Below are 14,747 nucleotides of genomic sequence, written 5' to 3' on the forward strand. Positions count from 1 at the left end.
TTCAAAAACCTTGCATTATCCTTCTTGTGGTACATCGCTTGGTACAAAAAACAAGGGCAACAAAGCCTGAAACGACCGACTCCTGACGACCGGCTACTGACTCCTACCCCCAGGAAAAACTTTTTCAGCAGACCCTACTTATTTAACCCCCAAAAAAACTGGATGTAAATCCAGTTTTTCGGGTTCCTTGTTTTTTGGTTCATGAATAATGCAGGTTAGGGCTTGCTGAAAAAGTTTTTCGTGGGGCAGGGTGTGGGGTTTTACCCATTTTCAGGGAAAAAGTCCCTGAATTTGCCCCCTGATCACTCCCATGCCTGGTACTTTTTGATTGACAAAAAGTCTAAAAGTCTTATCCAACAAGGTTTTAAGATTTATTCAGCCAGCCCTATATAACTGATTACTGATTACTGTCGCGGCTGCACGGGGAAACCTTGACGCTGAAGCATTTCCGCCGCATCTTGGCCCGGTTGATAGTTGATGCCGAGGGTAGAGGTGGCCGTATCTTCGATGATTTTGGGAGTGAGGAGAATAATCACCTCCGAGCGATCGTTGCGATTGGTACGACTGCGGAATAAAGCCCCTAAAATGGGAATATCCCCTAAAATAGGCACTTTTGTCTCAGAACTCTGTTGGCGCTCTTGGATAATGCCGGAAAGAATTAAACTCTGTCCATCCCGGAGACGAATTAAACCAGAAGTCAATTCCCGACGAATCAGAGGGGTAAGGGTGTTGACTGTTCCACCACCGCTATCAAATTGAATTGGAGACCCCGGAGAGCCGATGGTAGGGCTAACCGACAGGGAAATAAAGCCGTTATCATCCACCTGATCGATGTTTACCGCTAAAGTTAATCCAGCATCGGCCAGTACAGGGACAGTGGTGCGTTCGCCACTGAGAGGATCTACACTTGTCTCCACACTTTCTAGCACTTTCTCGGTGAGCTTAACGGTGGCCTGTTGACCTTCCTGCACCACTAGGGAGGGATCGGTGAGAATCTTGGCATTTCCTGTCTGAATTGACGCTTGCAGGGTCATCAGGAATTTTTGGGGATATTGGAATAGGGTCGGGGGTTCGTAGGTGAAGACAGGTGGTTTAGGGGGTGTAGTGACTCCGGTGATGGGATTGAACGTACCTGGCTCACCAGGAGTGAAGTTACTCAATCCGGGCTGAAAAGGGTTACTAATCCGACCAAAACTAGGGCGCGAGTAGGGTGTTAGACCCCCTGAAAAGTCATTCGGTCCCTGGTTAACACGGCCAAAAGGAGCGCCATTCTGAATGTCAATAAAAGGTTGAATTTCTGCTGTCCCCGTACCCGATATGATATCGAAAATCGGCACAACAGGCTGTGCAAAAGCCCCCGGTCTGCCTACAGTTGAGCTACTAGGTGGGTTCATATTACCAAAGTTCAGCACTGCCGCCCCGTTATCTTGAACAAAGAAACCATCGTTAAAACCGAAGGAAAAACTACTGTTAAAACGGTCTGTATTGAGTAGGTTGACATCGATAACTTTGACATTAACTACCACCTGACGGCGACGGGCATCTAGTTGGGTTAATAAAGAGGTGGCGATCTGGACTTGCCGCGCTTCGCCGATTAAATTGATAGAATTAAGGCGCTCGTCGGCGGCAACTCTTAAACCAGTTAAAAGTAAGGCAGCTTTTGAGCCTTTCGTTTCTTGGGGGGCCAGTGGCTCTAGGGTGGGAGGAACATCCCGGCGACCGATGACTCGTCCGGTGAGGGGATCGACGATATCCTCGGTTTGGGTAACTAAACGCTGGTATTCTGCCCCTTGGGTAGCGAGGAAAGTGGCGGCGGCGACAGATTTAACTTGGTTGAGACGCAGGGTGCGGCTAATCAGATTACGAGCGCCTTGGGGTAATTGCGCCCCAACAAAGATAGTTGTACCCTGACGGTTGGCCTGGAGTCCAGAAACTAACAACACGGCGTTAAAAATGCTTTCCACCGATTCGTTAGTAAATTCCAAGGAAACTGTCTGAGAGGTGGCGTTAGTTTCCCCCTGGGCGCTGGTGAAAACGACGTTATAACCGGCATAGTTAGCAAGGGTCATTAACACTTCTCTAGCGGAAGCTTCCCGGAGTAAAACACGAGGTACAATCATATTACGCTCGAATTTGACCTTTTCGGCACTAGCATCGATGTTAGAGATGGCAATATCTCCCACCGGTGGGGCGACAGCCCGGGGTAGGGTGGGAGCGCCGGGGGCTTGGGGTGCGCCTTGAATGATAATTTCGGGGTTGGGGACAAGGGGCGCACTTTGGGCCAGTAGTTTTTCACTAGCTAAAATGCGATCGCTGATCTCCTTTTCTACGGCATCGGGGGTGGGAACGAAATTCTTAGGTCTTTTTTGTAAATTTTCTTGACTAAACTCTTGCGAAAATTCAATTTTTGATGTACTCGATTTTAACTCTGAACCATCGAAGGAAATGGGGGTTTCGGCCAAAGCGCTCAGGGGAGCCATCAATAAAAACGAGGCAATTTGGGGGATAAACAGGGCATAACGGGACGAATTCACTTTAATTTCACTCCTCAACAATTGGGGGATTCAACGGATAAAAAACGGAATACTCGCACCGGAATGAAGACCATTTAATCACTGAAAGTTCTCCTATTGGGGCGGACTAGCGGGGGGTTGGCCTTCGGCGGGGGGGGGCGGTGCTAATTTCGCTAATTCGGCGGCATTGAGAGGAATAATCACATCGAGAAGAAAGGTGGTAGTAACGGGTTTATCGCCTTGGGGAACGATAGTGGCTTTATTTTTGCCAGTACTAACCACTTGAACCGCCGATCCTTCCTTTTCCATCTGGGTATTGAGACTGTTGAGCAAAATGAGCGGCTGTAATCTTTCTAAATCCCGAATAACCTCTTGAGTGTTAGCATAGTTCCCTTCGATCTTGACGTTAAGAGTTTGACGTTTGAGCTTATTATTAACCGCGCTACCGAGGGAACCATCGGAAACCACCACTGGTTCTAGTCCTTGGGGTTGGAAACTAATCAGCTTAACATTGCGAGACTTAAAGATATTACTAATATCTAAGAGAATTGTGCTTAAGTTCTTTTCTTGAGCAAAAAGCGCGAGAATTTGCTGTTTAGTTGCCTCTTTTTGTTGCAACTGACTCTCAATTTTTGCTAATTCGGCCGGTCCGAGACCGCTTTTTTGTTGATCTATCTGTTGTTGTTTGCCAGCTGCATCGTTTTGCAACTGTTGCAAGGTATCATAAGCGGGCATCACCCAGTTAAAAAGCAGATAAAAAGAGCCAAGTAAACCCACCACAGCGGCAGCGATGCCACTATTGCGGGGCGTAAAAGTTATCCCGAAAGCGACAGGATACTCCTCAAATTCCTCTAATTCCCGATCTTCAAATTCTTCGGTAAAGGTCATGGTTGAATAGCTCCTTGGCGTTTGAGAGTATTAATCCTCGTGATAACTCCGATCGCTCCATTCCGGGCGAGATTGGGCAGTTGTTCCGTAGCGGGAGTATCACTTAATTGGGCGGTGATCACAAATTGAACCGCTTGGGGGAAAGTAATATTAATATTTTTGTACTGATTATCCACCTCTACGGGTAAATCGGCCAGGGCAGCACTTTCGATCACCGTTTGCCTACCCTGTAAAAAAGGAGAAGCTTGTAGGGTTAAGAGATAATCATTGACTGCTTCGTAATTACTGGCAAAACCACTGATTTTTAAGCGAGTAGCCCGATTCTGTTGCCCTTGATCTGGGGCAGCGGGAACCTCCACCTGCTGCACACTGGTTAGCTGGACACTAGGGGGAGTTTGTTGGCGAATTTCTTGAAGAATAGCTGACCAAGGCCTAATCTGATTGAATACAGTTACCAGAGCTTCATTTTCTTCTCCTACCGCCGTTAGTTGCGCTTTCATGTCTTCTAGCTTTTTGCTTTGGGCTTGCAGTTGACCTAATTCCGCGTCCAGTTGCTGAATTTTGGCCTGAGTTTCGCTGGTTTGCCAACCGAGGATTAAACCGAGTAATCCCGTCAGTGTCAATAATCCGGCCCCCACTCCCACACCGATCAACAGGGGTGTTTGTTTACGCAGGTTAATAGCGGTGGAAATCTTGGCTGCGGGGGTTCCTTTCCCCGTTTGGCTAAGATGGCGATCCTTAAGAAAATTAACGTCAAGACTATACATAATTTTTGTCTATACCTCCCGTAATCCTAAACCGATAACTGTTCCTAATCCCGGTCTTTCGGTATTAGGAATCTCTTGAGTTGTATCTAAGTTCAGTGATGCGATCGGATCGATTGCCATGGTGGGGACGCTGAGACGTTGAGTAAAGTATTCGTCTAGTTGCGCTAAACCGCCCCCGGGACCGGCTAAAAGTAACTGGACGATTTCCAGTTCATCACTTTGGTTAAGATAGAAATTAATCGATCGCCGTAACTCATCGGTTAATTCCCCTAAAACGCGCATCAGTGCCGTCATCCCGGCGTTAGTAGGGGCCCCAGAAGTGCCGGTATTGGTGCTAAGACTATCAAAGGCAGTAATCGGAATTGTCATCCCCAAAAGAATCTCAGGACTGCGGGAGGTGGGCAAATTCATCGCCCTGGAGAGGGCATTTTGTAGCTGGAAAGTGCCGATGGGGACAGTGCGGGAAAATTGGGGAACGCCGTCCACCACGATGGCAATTTCCGTGTTATCAAATTCTATATCAACAATAACGGCAGCTTCATTGGAACTAAACTGTCGCAAATGTTCGCGAATCGTCCGAATTAGGGCAAAACTATTAATTTCTAGCACATCTACCTGTAATCCTGCCTGTTGGAAGGTTTCCATGTAGGCATCGGTAATCTCCCGACGAGTGGCTACCAGCAAAACCTGCACTTTTTCGATCCCGTCTTCATCCTGAAAGTAGCCTAGTTTTTGGTAGTCGAGATCCACTTCCTCGCGAGGATAGGGAAGGTATAAACTAGCCTCATGATTTAAGACCAGATTTCGCAATTCCTGATCGTCCAATTCCGAGGGAATGGGGATCATCCGGATAATTGACTCGCGCATCGGCACACCAGTAGCGACTCGTTTGCTGTTAATTTTATTTTCCTTGAGGACTTCTTGGATTAATTCCGCTAAAGCGGGGGAATCGACGATTCTTCCCTCCTCAAAGATGCCTTCCGGGATATCCGACGAACAACATTTAACTAATTGATAATTTTGTCCCTGTTTGGCGATCTGAGCTATGTTAATGCGCTCTGGGGTGATCTCTAACCCAACACCTTGAGGTTTTTTTGTCAATAGCTTTTTAAAAAAACTTACCATAGATTTTCCTGGGCAGCTCTAAGAGAATTAGTGATTAACAAAGCCAATAATTTTTTGACCTGATTTTATCTAGGGTCGATCAAGGCAGTAAATCAGTCTATAAACGATCCTGACTGGGTAAATTACCCAGAAAAGGTAAAAATCGAGAAGGAGAGAAGCTATTTCGTCCCTAAATACTAACCCGATTATCTGTGTTCAGATCGAGGTTAATCTTAACTGGGTGAGAGGAGAGGAAGTGCCTATTGATAGTGACATTGTACTCAATTTTGGTGAAAGAACCAAGTCCAAGCTAAAAATTGGCCATTACCCCCCCCTTTTTTTTTCTGCTCCACTAGATCAAGTCAGCTTTCCCTAGTTAGGGGTTGCGGCAAAAAGTTTTTCGTGGGGGCAGGGTGTCGGGGGTCGGGCATCGGGTTTTAAGCTAAGAGGCATTTTCACGGCCCGCCAATTCAAAAATGAAACGCAGGACTCCTCAAGACAAAAGTTCAAGAAATCTTAGAAGTTATTAAAATAATACAAAAATAAACTCAACGTAAACCTAAAACATTGTCAAGGAAAATCAATCATGTTTCTCCGTCCTTTCTCTATCTTAATTACCCTCTGTCTCGGTTTAGGCTTCCTTTCTCTCCCTCGGCCCGTTCAATCTTTACCTTTAAATGCGATCGCTCAAGTCAATGCTGCCTCAACTGCTCTGGACTTTTTCCATCAGGGAGTAAAAAGATTACAACAAGGTGATCTAGAGGCTGCCATTAATAGTTTTAATGAAGCCATTCGTCTTAATCCTAACTATGCTCAAGCCTATGGCAACAGAGGAATTGCCTATAGTCGTTTACAGCAATATGACAAAGCCCTGGCTGATTATAACCAATTTATTCGCTTTAATCCCAATTCAGCAGTAGCTTACTATAACCGAGCAACTTTGTATGATAAATTAGGAGATTCTCAAAAAGCGATCGCCGATTATGCTCAAGCAATACGACTTAATCCTAATTTCACTCAAGCAATTAGTGGCCGAGAAATTGCTCAGAATAAATTAAGAACACCTCAACAAAGTATCTCCACTACTAACGCGCTCGCTCAATATTTTTCCAATGGAAGGAATGCTAAGGATTTTTTTGTTCAGGCGATGGATAAATATGACAAAGCAGATTTTGATGGTGCAATTGTCGATTTTAGCCAAGCGATTCAACTCAAACCCGACTATGCTCAAGCTTACATGGGCAGGGCAATGGCATATAAGGGTTTAGGAGATTTAGAAAATCAGATCACAGAGCTACGAAAAGCGGCAGAATTACTTCAAAAACAGGGAGATACAGAAGCATACCAGACAACCATAGATTTAATCAAAGTAACTCAGGATTTGATCGATAGCATTCGATCAAATCCTAATTCTAAACTAGCCTTTGCCGAGTTGTTTTTTAATTATGGAATAGAGGAATGGAAAAAAGGAAATTTTGTGCAATCGCTGGCACAATTTAACCTGGCGATACGTCTCAATCCTAACGATGCTATTGCTTACATTCTTCGAGGCGACGCATATTTTGAGTTAGGGGAATATCAAAAAGCGATCGCCGACTACACCCAAGCAATTCGCCTCAATCCTAACGATGCTCGTGCTTATCTTTTTCGAGGTAATGCCTATGGTCAATTAAAAGAATATCAAAAAGTGATCGCCGACTACACCCAAGCAATTCGCCTCGATCCTAACTATGCTGATGCTTACAACCTGCGAGGGCTTGTCTATGAAATGTCAGGAAACCGTCAAAAAGCGATCACCGACTTGGAAAAAGCAGCCAATTTATATCAGCAACAGGGTGACACAGCACAAGCTCAAAAAGTCTTAGATTTGTTGAAAGAATTACAGCAATAAACTCAAGGTAAACCTAAAACATTCGGCCTGTTCAATCTTTACCTTTAAATGCGATCGCTCAAGTTAATGCTGCCTCAACTGCTCATTCCATCAGGGAGTAAAACAACGCCAATTCAAAAATGAAACGCAAGACTCCTCAAGATTTGACAGAGAAAGGCTCATCGGGTATTGTCCGAATCAATACAACCCAAATTCCGCAGGTGGAAAAAGACAAAGGAAAAGACAGAAAAAGCCGAACAATTCACTAAATATAAATACTCAAGAAAGTCTCAGGGTGAGCGCATTGAAAACTCTATTGACAATTGGTCAATTAGGTTTTGTCCCCTTAGATATTTCTGGCTAAAACTAAATATTTAGCCACGGTGTTAGGAACTAGCGTCGTCAGACGTGGATGGTAAAACCGCTGCCTAGTCGAGCCGTCAGGACTCAAACGGTAAGTCTGCCAAAGGAAGCGTCAAAAGCACAAAATCTGTGAGATTAGCGTTTCCAAAGCTAATCAAGCGCGAAGCGGATTAGCCTAGTTCATTTTTTCTAGACACTATTTTTTCGTGACTCCAGGAAACCGGCGCTCAAATGCTTCTGACGGGCGTGATTTTCCCGTATAATTAGGAGTTTGCACAGTGACAAAAGAAGTTAAGGAGCGAGTTCGATGGCACGAATGTACTATGATGAGGATGCCAATTTAGATTTATTAGCGGGAAAAACGATCGCTATTATTGGTTATGGTTCCCAGGGTCATGCCCACGCATTAAATCTCAAGGATAGTGGCGTTAATGTGATTGTTGGTCTATATCCCGGCAGTAAATCGGCAATCAAAGCCAAAGAAGCCGGTATTCCGGTTTATGATGTGGCCCAAGCCGCTAAAATTGCCGACTGGATCATGATCCTCTTACCGGATGAAGTGCAGAAAACGATTTATCTCCACGAAATTGCCCCGAATTTAAGCCCAGGCAAGGTTTTGTCTTTTGCCCACGGCTTTAATATTCATTTCGGTCAAGTGGTTCCCCCGGATAATGTCGATGTGGTTATGGTTGCCCCCAAAGGACCGGGCCATCTCGTCCGTCGCACCTACGAACAAGGTCAAGGAGTCCCCTGTTTATTCGCCGTCTATCAAGATGCTACCGGCCAAGCACGCGATCGAGCGATGGCCTACGCTAAAGGTATCGGTGGCACTCGGGCCGGGGTTTTGGAAACCACTTTCCGCGAGGAAACAGAAACCGACCTTTTTGGCGAACAGGCAGTATTATGCGGTGGTTTAAGTGCTTTAATTAAAGCTGGCTTTGAAACCCTCGTGGAAGCTGGTTATCAGCCCGAATTAGCCTATTTTGAGTGTTTACACGAGGTGAAACTGATCGTCGATCTGATCGTCGAGGGCGGTTTGGCCAAAATGCGCGATAGTATTTCCAATACAGCCGAGTACGGTGACTACACTCGCGGTCCGCGGGTGGTGACGGAAGCGACTAAGACCGAAATGCGGAAAATCCTCGGGGAAATTCAATCGGGACAATTTGCCAGAGAGTTTGTCCTCGAAAATCAAGCAGGTAAACCGGGTTTCACCGCTATGCGTCGTCAAGAAGCAGAACATTCGATCGAAGAAGTCGGCCAAGACCTGCGGGCAATGATGAGTTGGCTTAAACGCTAGTTCTCTTTTTTTTCGGTGGGGGGTTGGACGCAACGCGGCAATTCTTGCCCTTGCGTCCGTCCCGACACCCCACACCCCACACCCCAAAAGGAAAACCTCCTATGTCACCATTTAAGATAACTGCTGTATTCCCATTTCAGTAGCCCTCCTGCAAAAATAAGTTATCGAGCCGCTATTGGGTCACAATATCTAAAAGCTCGGATAAATTCGACATAATCTTAGGTTTTATGGATAGTCTAGTCGTCTCTTGTCTTTTTTCTTCTCCTGACTCCCGACGACCGGCTACTGACTCCTAACCCTAACAACAATTTTTGATTTTTACAAGAGGTCTAGTAGATCGCCTCTCGTGATTTGACCAGACCGATCGCCCGTAAACCGGCAATCACACCACAACCGATCACCATACCGACAAAGGAACGAATCAGATTTTCTAGGGGAACGATCCCAATTAAAGCGATCCAGACTTCTTCGGGCCAGTTAAAAATCGAGTAGGTAATGGCGACGGCCCCTAAATGGGAGAGGCCGCTGGCGGTCCAGGTACCCCCAAAAATTCCCGCCGCTACTAGGGCCAAATTGCTGCCTTTGATCCAATGGGTAAAAAGAGTCCGGGTTGGTAGGATAAATAATACCAAAGCTGACCAATCGACGAAAGCCCCGGCAATAAAGATTCGTGGCGAAATGCCGTTCAGTCCGATCGCCCGGTTAGCGTAGATAAACAGGGGAATCAGAAAAATTAACGTTAATCCTAACCACCAATAACGGCGTTTTTTGCCTAAAACCATCGTTCCCGCCACAAAACTAGACAAAATCGCCCCAAAGACCGAAATAGCGGGAATTCCTGCTGTGTAGGGGGCAAGGAAAGCCCCAATTAAGGACCCAATGCCACTAGCGATCGCTCCAGCGATCGGGCCGAGTAACCAACCCAAGAGGGGAAAAACCGCTTGACTGAGGGGCATACTACCGCCAGAAGCGAGGACAATGGAGAAGGGAATAAAAGAAAGGGTGGTGACAATGGCGGCTAAGACGACAATATAGGCGATCGGCGCACCATCAATGGCGGCACTACTGACAGCTTCCACTTTGCGTTCTTCCCCTTCGGGGATAATATCTAGGGTCATAGTTGCAAGGGTAATTCTAACTTTTCTATCATCCTCTGGTTTGATCTTCTTCGGGCAATTATTGATTTTTTCGATAACAGCGCACGGTAATGTGATCCTAAATCCGTTGAGTATGGGCTACATACCAGGACAGGCACCCATGCAAAACGGAGAATAAATAATCAGTCTTTAACAACTGGATTTATAGCGTTTCCTGTTCGCAAGAGGTACATTATCGATGTTAAAAAGCTTGTTCAGCAAAGGTTTAACTGTGCCACATAGTGTGAGAACCGCTATAGTATGACATCCAAACAGATAAAACTCAAAAACAGTAGAGCCAGCTTTTGGCGTATATCCGCAAAAACTGGCACCTTCTATCTACTGACTTTCATATATTTAAGGTCTTTATCTCGGCTGACCTCATTTCAAATTGTCTATAGTATTTCCTACTTTTCCATCGTTTCCTCTATACTTAATTATTTTTTAATATTTACTTCTGTGAGGATTGGTCAGGTTTTATTAAGTAATGCTGCGGATGGAGGGAAACGCCGAGAATTTGTGATATCCACACCTCAAAATCGTGGATTGGATAAGCTGCCCCCCCCGTCAAGGGATTTACCATTGGTTTCACCAGAATGGTAAACATTCCCAGACGATTTCCCGCTAAAACATCGGTAAACAAGCGATCGCCAACCATCGCAATTTGTTGGGGGGGGAGACTCATGGCTGCCATCGCTTGCCGGAGTTTGCGTCGAGAGGGTTTCACCGCACCGAGAAGGTAGGGAAGTTGTAAATTATCAGCGATCGCACCGATACGATTTTCGCTAAGATTATTGCTTACCAACCAAATCGGTAGATAAAGACGCAAGGAATCGACCCAACGCTGTAAATCCTCAGAAACCGTCGTTTCCTGGAGGGGAACAAGGGTATCGTCCACATCGAGAATCAATCCCTTAATCTGATGCTGACTCAAAATCTCCAGACTGAGACCGAGAATCGTATCCCCTAAAATTAAATCGGGTTGTAGAATTTTTGCTCTAGTCATTACTTCTCAAAAATAACTGGCACCGAGTCGATCGAACTCAGCTTCCCTACTTAGTATAAATGACCGACTGCCTCTGAAAATCTTGCCTGGCCGATCCCTTCACTTGGCCGCTCGAATCACCTGTAAACTGCCACCGGCGTATAATTTTTGTTGACAATCACGAAAACCGATCGCCTGTAAAGATCGGATCAGATCCCGATCGATAAACTGCCAAGCGGTATCGGTTTCAAATAATTGCAAAAATAGGGCTAAAGAAGGCCAAAAAAGCGGGTTAGTGGGTCGATGAAAATCCACGAGGGCAAAAATTCCCCCCGGTCTGAGAACTCGATACACTTCTTTAAGGATTTCCTCTAACTGCTCTGGTTCCATTTCGTGGAGAGCGGCGCTAGTATGAACAAAGGCGAATTCTCGGGCATCAAAGGGCATTTTTTCGGCTAATCCCTCCACATAATGCGCTTGCGGCACCGCTAAACTAGCTCGCTCCAGGGCCCGGGGAGAGACATCTAAACCGACACAGCGATCGGATAGGGGGACTAAATAACGAGTGGTTTGACCCGCACCACAACAGAGATCGAGGATAGGGTCATTTTTAGCGATTTTTAAACCTTCTAGGGCCAATTGCCGAAAACGAGACTCCCCACCCACTGCTAGGGCAGCCAGACGGGAGATACCATCGTAAAGCCATTGATATTGATAACTGAGGGCACGTAAAATTGTCGCCAAGATCAACCTCCAAAATTTGATTAATTTCTATATCGTCTGTAATTTGTTTTAACGGTTCCACCGATATATTGTTAAACTTGGTAAAGAATCTGAAAATTTAAAAATTATCTGTTAACACTATGGGTCGCGTTGGGGTTTTATTATTAAATTTGGGTGGGCCGGAGCGGTTAGAGGATGTACGTCCTTTTCTATTTAACCTTTTTTCTGACCCAGAAATCATCCGTTTACCGATCAAAGGATTACAAAAACCTTTAGCTTGGTTAATATCGACGCTAAGAGCGAGTAAATCCCAAGAAAATTACCGTCAGATTGGCGGTGGCTCCCCTTTACTCAAGATTACGGAAGCACAGGCCACGGCACTGCAACAACGTCTCAAGGAAATGGGCCGCGAGGTGAGCGTTTATATCGGGATGCGTTACTGGAATCCCTTCACCGAAGAAGCGATCGAGCGGATTAAACGGGATCATATCAAAAAATTAGTTATTCTTCCCCTTTATCCCCAATTTTCGATCAGTACCAGTGGTTCCAGTTTTCGTGTGCTGGAGGAAATGTGGCAGGATGATCCCTATCTGCGTTTGACGGAATATACTCTCATCCCTTCTTGGTACGATCATCCCACTTATCTGAGTGCTATGGCCGATCTGATCGCGCGAGAATTAGAGCAGTGTCCTCATCCTGACCAAGTACATATCTTTTTTAGCGCCCATGGTGTCCCCCAAAGTTATGTGGAGGAAGCGGGAGATCCCTATCAAAGGCAAATTGAAGAATGCACTAGGGCGATCATGCGTACGCTAAACCGACCCAATCAGTACACTTTAGCCTATCAAAGTCGCGTCGGTCCGGTGGAATGGCTAAAACCCTATACTGAAGATGCTTTAAAAGGGTTGGGAGAGCAGGGAATTAAGAATTTATTGGTCGTGCCGATTAGCTTTGTCTCGGAACACATCGAAACCCTGCAAGAAATCGATATAGAGTACCGAGAAGTGGCGGAAGAAGCGGGAATTGAACATTTTCAGCGAGTCCCGGCTCTTAACACTCACCCGATGTTTATCGAATCTCTCTCCCAGTTAGTGGTAAAATCCCTAGACGAGAAACCCACCACTTTCGAGCAAATTACCCGTCCGAAAGCGAATATGAAAATGTATCCCCAGGAACGTTGGGAATGGGGGATGACAACGGCAGCCGAGGTGTGGAATGGTCGATTAGCGATGATCGGTTTTCTGGCAATTATTATCGAATTAATTACCGGTCAAGGACCGTTACATTTTGTTGGTTTATTATAACCTCGATCTTCGATGCCATTGCTTTTGACGGTAATTTCTCACCCTGTGTAACCACCAAGACAAGGTTGGGTTTAAGTATATTTAACCCAACCATTGGCGATTTTATCTTCTCTTAGGACATCATATTAGCAGAACGAACATTAACGTTAACTTCTAGCCTGCCATTGCCGAGCATATCTAACCCAGTGACGCTAAACAGATTAGCTTTAATGCCCCTTTCCTGAAAATTAGCCTGTAATTCTTTGATGAGAACCTCTTCCACTTTCCCTTCATCATCTGCTAGAGCTTGGACGATTTTAGCGGCGAAAGAGCCAATTTTTGCGCTCAATATTTCTTCCACATTGGTAATCTCGATAATAACCATTGATTTTTCTTCTTAGTAGAGGACAAATAGCATAAGAACAGAATTTGCGAGAAAATAGAGCTGCTCTCATCTTAGGAATCAGTATAACCTGCACTGTTCCCCCCTAAACGGAAATTCCCACCCAGAAGGAGATTACTGCATGATAAACCTAGAGACCCTAGAAGGTTGGTTAAATGCTCCAGTGGAAAATGAGCGACTAGAATTTAAACAGGCTAAAAATCAATTTGATACAATCAAACTGTTAAAATATTGCGTCGCCCTTGCTAATGAAGGAGGTGGCCATTTTATCTTAGGTGTTACCGATAAACGTCCCCGTAAAATTGTTGGTTCACAAGCCTTTCCTACACCCGAAGAAATTAACAGCATTAAATCGCTAATCGTTCAAAAACTTCGCTTGCGCGTGGAAATCACCGAATTGGCCCACCCTGATGGTCGTGTCTTGGTTTTTGAAGTGCCAACCCGTCCCACAGGACAACCTATCGCCTTTGAAGGTGCTTATCTAATGCGAGCAGGGGAAGACTTAGTACCCATGACACCTGATCTGCTTAAGCGCATCTTTGCTGAAGATCAACAAGATTGGTTTTGTCAACCTGCTCGTTCTCATGCTAGTCCAGATGAGGTTATTGACCTATTAGACACCCAAACCTACTTTGAATTGCTCAAGCTTCCCTATCCTAGCCATCGTGATGCTGTTTTAGAAAGATTACAAGGCGATCAACTCCTGCAAAAAACCCCACAAGGTTGGACAATTCCTAATTTATCTGCCATCCTTCTGGCCAGACAACTTGAGAGCTTTTCCCCTACCTTAGCGCGTAAAGCACCACGAGTGATTATCTATGAGGGAACGGGTAAAATTAAAACTCGACTGGAACAGACAGGAACTAAGGGATATGCTGTGGGTTTTGATGGTTTAGTTAATTTTGTCCACGATTTAGCCCCTCAAAATCGCGTCATCGAGGAGGTTCTTAGGGAAGAAGTGAAAATGTTTCCTCCACAAGCTTTGCGAGAACTGATCGCCAATGCTTTGATTCATCAGGACTTTCTCGCTACAGGCGCTTCGGTGATGATTGAAATGTATGATGATCGAGTAGAAATCTCTAACCCTGGTATTCCTTTTATCAAAGTAGAACGCTTTATAGACGAATATCGCTCCCGTAATGAGCAATTAGCTGACATAATGCGTCGTTTTGGCATTTGTGAAGAAAAGGGCAGTGGTATTGTTGACATCCTCGCCGCCGTAAAACGGACGGCGATTCCTCACCACGCCACTTTTTTAGGGTGGTCGCGTCAATGGGGTTGACGCTTCACCGAAAAACGCTTAATTGCTTAAGTCTGACTCTTTCTCAACGTCCGTTTTGAGTGTCCGGATGCCCTCCGGCCACTTTGAACAAGTCGAAAAAATCTCATGTTCAACCTTATTTCCTAGAAAG

General features: G+C 45.4%; 13 protein-coding genes. 5 read left to right on the forward strand and 8 right to left on the reverse strand.

All coding sequences use genetic code 11. The features are described from left to right. Positions 1 to 404 precede the first annotated feature (404 nt). The 4 genes from O9290_RS22040 to pilM form a co-directional block, all read right to left on the reverse strand. Complete coding sequence (locus O9290_RS22040; RefSeq protein WP_288058408.1) at positions 405 to 2,534, reverse strand: secretin GspD/PilQ domain-containing protein; 2,130 nt, start codon at positions 2,532 to 2,534, stop codon at positions 405 to 407. A 93-nt stretch (positions 2,535 to 2,627) separates the two neighbouring features. After that, positions 2,628 to 3,401, reverse strand: coding sequence for a pilus assembly protein (locus tag O9290_RS22045; RefSeq protein ID WP_072924532.1), 774 nt, complete (start codon positions 3,399 to 3,401; stop codon positions 2,628 to 2,630). Then, the gene (locus O9290_RS22050; RefSeq protein ID WP_288058406.1) at positions 3,398 to 4,168 is read right to left on the reverse strand and encodes a PilN domain-containing protein; all 771 of its coding nucleotides are present in this window, start codon (positions 4,166 to 4,168) and stop codon (positions 3,398 to 3,400) included. Before O9290_RS22050 ends, O9290_RS22045 begins: the two co-directional genes overlap by 4 nt. 9 nt (positions 4,169 to 4,177) lie before the next feature. Further along, positions 4,178 to 5,293 (reverse strand): type IV pilus assembly protein PilM, encoded by a 1,116-nt coding sequence (pilM, locus tag O9290_RS22055; RefSeq protein ID WP_288058405.1) that lies wholly within the window; start codon positions 5,291 to 5,293, stop codon positions 4,178 to 4,180. Between the two features lie 565 nt (positions 5,294 to 5,858). On the opposite strand from pilM, the gene O9290_RS22060 reads away from it, so the two are divergent. The 3 genes from O9290_RS22060 (at position 5,859) to ilvC (ending at position 8,805) form a co-directional block, all read left to right on the forward strand. Beyond that, positions 5,859 to 7,163 (forward strand): tetratricopeptide repeat protein, encoded by a 1,305-nt coding sequence (locus O9290_RS22060; protein WP_288087546.1) that lies wholly within the window; start codon positions 5,859 to 5,861, stop codon positions 7,161 to 7,163. A gap of 119 nt (positions 7,164 to 7,282) precedes the next feature. Continuing rightward, on the forward strand, positions 7,283 to 7,411 hold the full coding sequence (locus tag O9290_RS22065) for a hypothetical protein (RefSeq protein WP_256378305.1): 129 nt from the start codon (positions 7,283 to 7,285) through the stop codon (positions 7,409 to 7,411). A gap of 401 nt (positions 7,412 to 7,812) precedes the next feature. Continuing rightward, complete coding sequence (gene ilvC, locus O9290_RS22070) at positions 7,813 to 8,805, forward strand: ketol-acid reductoisomerase (protein WP_002758744.1); 993 nt, start codon at positions 7,813 to 7,815, stop codon at positions 8,803 to 8,805. A gap of 329 nt (positions 8,806 to 9,134) precedes the next feature. Here ilvC and O9290_RS22075 read toward each other — a convergent pair whose 3' ends face one another. From O9290_RS22075 to O9290_RS22085, 3 genes are all read right to left on the reverse strand, one after another. Beyond that, entirely contained in the window at positions 9,135 to 9,923 is a 789-nt protein-coding gene (locus tag O9290_RS22075; protein WP_002758743.1) for an ECF transporter S component, read from the reverse strand. Positions 9,924 to 10,392: 469 nt separating this feature from the next. After that, a complete protein-coding gene (locus O9290_RS22080) occupies positions 10,393 to 10,947 on the reverse strand; it encodes a YqeG family HAD IIIA-type phosphatase (RefSeq protein ID WP_288056680.1) in 555 nt (184 codons plus the stop codon). A 99-nt stretch (positions 10,948 to 11,046) separates the two neighbouring features. Beyond that, on the reverse strand, positions 11,047 to 11,670 hold the full coding sequence (locus tag O9290_RS22085) for a class I SAM-dependent methyltransferase (protein WP_002758740.1): 624 nt from the start codon (positions 11,668 to 11,670) through the stop codon (positions 11,047 to 11,049). 119 nt (positions 11,671 to 11,789) lie between these two features. Between O9290_RS22085 and hemH the strand changes: the two genes are divergently transcribed. Then, a complete protein-coding gene (gene hemH / locus O9290_RS22090) occupies positions 11,790 to 12,953 on the forward strand; it encodes a ferrochelatase (protein ID WP_190720775.1) in 1,164 nt (387 codons plus the stop codon). Positions 12,954 to 13,065: 112 nt separating this feature from the next. Here the strand turns inward: hemH and O9290_RS22095 are convergent, their stop codons facing one another. Next, entirely contained in the window at positions 13,066 to 13,317 is a 252-nt protein-coding gene (locus tag O9290_RS22095) for a DUF8653 family protein (protein WP_002739055.1), read from the reverse strand. Between the two features lie 139 nt (positions 13,318 to 13,456). On the opposite strand from O9290_RS22095, the gene O9290_RS22100 reads away from it, so the two are divergent. Beyond that, a complete protein-coding gene (locus tag O9290_RS22100; protein ID WP_288087547.1) occupies positions 13,457 to 14,617 on the forward strand; it encodes an ATP-binding protein in 1,161 nt (386 codons plus the stop codon). Positions 14,618 to 14,747: the final 130 nt, after the last annotated feature.

Source organism: Microcystis sp. LE19-41.2A (genome assembly GCF_027530405.1).
GTDB lineage: Bacteria > Cyanobacteriota > Cyanobacteriia > Cyanobacteriales > Microcystaceae > Microcystis > Microcystis aeruginosa.

Bases quoted from the DNA above. Each gene is read 5' to 3' on its own strand.
- pilM (WP_288058405.1), bottom strand. From the start codon at position 5,293: ATGGTAAGTTTTTTTAAAAAGCTATTGACAAAAAAACCTCAAGGTGTT.
- hemH (WP_190720775.1), top strand. From the start codon at position 11,790: ATGGGTCGCGTTGGGGTTTTATTATTAAATTTGGGTGGGCCGGAGCGG.
- ilvC (WP_002758744.1), top strand. From the start codon at position 7,813: ATGGCACGAATGTACTATGATGAGGATGCCAATTTAGATTTATTAGCG.
- O9290_RS22080 (WP_288056680.1), bottom strand. From the start codon at position 10,947: ATGACTAGAGCAAAAATTCTACAACCCGATTTAATTTTAGGGGATACG.
- O9290_RS22050 (WP_288058406.1), bottom strand. From the start codon at position 4,168: ATGTATAGTCTTGACGTTAATTTTCTTAAGGATCGCCATCTTAGCCAA.
- O9290_RS22095 (WP_002739055.1), bottom strand. From the start codon at position 13,317: ATGGTTATTATCGAGATTACCAATGTGGAAGAAATATTGAGCGCAAAA.
- O9290_RS22065 (WP_256378305.1), top strand. From the start codon at position 7,283: ATGAAACGCAAGACTCCTCAAGATTTGACAGAGAAAGGCTCATCGGGT.
- O9290_RS22045 (WP_072924532.1), bottom strand. From the start codon at position 3,401: ATGACCTTTACCGAAGAATTTGAAGATCGGGAATTAGAGGAATTTGAG.
- O9290_RS22060 (WP_288087546.1), top strand. From the start codon at position 5,859: ATGTTTCTCCGTCCTTTCTCTATCTTAATTACCCTCTGTCTCGGTTTA.
- O9290_RS22075 (WP_002758743.1), bottom strand. From the start codon at position 9,923: ATGACCCTAGATATTATCCCCGAAGGGGAAGAACGCAAAGTGGAAGCT.
- O9290_RS22100 (WP_288087547.1), top strand. From the start codon at position 13,457: ATGATAAACCTAGAGACCCTAGAAGGTTGGTTAAATGCTCCAGTGGAA.